Source organism: Corallococcus sicarius (assembly GCF_003611735.1).
In the GTDB taxonomy this organism is placed as follows: domain Bacteria; phylum Myxococcota; class Myxococcia; order Myxococcales; family Myxococcaceae; genus Corallococcus; species Corallococcus sicarius.
The window spans coordinates 1-718 of record NZ_RAWG01000679.1; the positions used below are offsets into that span (position 1 = coordinate 1).

The 718-nt window shown below is 73.7% G+C and carries 1 protein-coding gene; it reads right to left on the reverse strand.

The features are described from left to right. A partial coding sequence (locus tag D7X12_RS41665; RefSeq protein WP_147444014.1) for a hypothetical protein occupies positions 1 to 672 on the reverse strand: 672 nt, incomplete at its 3' end. Between the last annotated feature and the right edge of the window lie 46 nt (positions 673 to 718).

Below are 718 nucleotides of genomic sequence, written 5' to 3' on the forward strand. Positions count from 1 at the left end.
CAACTGCCGCACCCGCTCCGCGCCCCCCGCCACCGCGGGCAGGCACTCGCGCGTCAGCCAGTTCCAGGTCGCCGTGCCCTGCTCCACGGGCCAGTCCAGCTCCACCGAGTCCTCGGCCTTCGCCAGGAGCGCGTCGATGTACGCACATGCCGCGCGCGGCCCCAGCACGCCGCCCCTGCGCGCCTCCTCCGCCGCCGCCTCCCACAGCTCCTCGCGGTAGTAGTGCGCGAAGTAGAAGCCGGGCTCCACCCACTCCGCCTTCACGCCTCGCGGCAGCTTCGCCAGCACCAGCCCGCTCGACAGGTACGCCGGCCCCGACGCCCTCGGGTGGAACGGGCTGAAGGCCGTCCGGAACGCCCGCACCGCGAGCCCCGCCTCCTCCGTCGTCTCCAGCCCCTCCGGACAGCCCGCCCGCAGGTGGAAGTCGTCGAAGCGCAGGAACAGGTCCACGCTCATGCCCACCGCGTTCTGGCACAGCGACTCCAGGCACGCCGCCAGCGGATGCCCCGCGCCCACCCGGTCCGGCGCCTCCCACGCCGCCGCTGAAATCGTCCGGGCCTCCGGGTGCACCTGGAGCGACAGCCGCACCCGTGCCCCCTCGAACGGCACGTCCCCATGCCGCACGTCCTGCCCTTCGAGCCGGCCCCGGTGTTCCTGCGCTGGAATCGTCATGCTAGGCAGCCATCCTTCCGCACCCGCCCCCTTCCAGGCCAGGAAC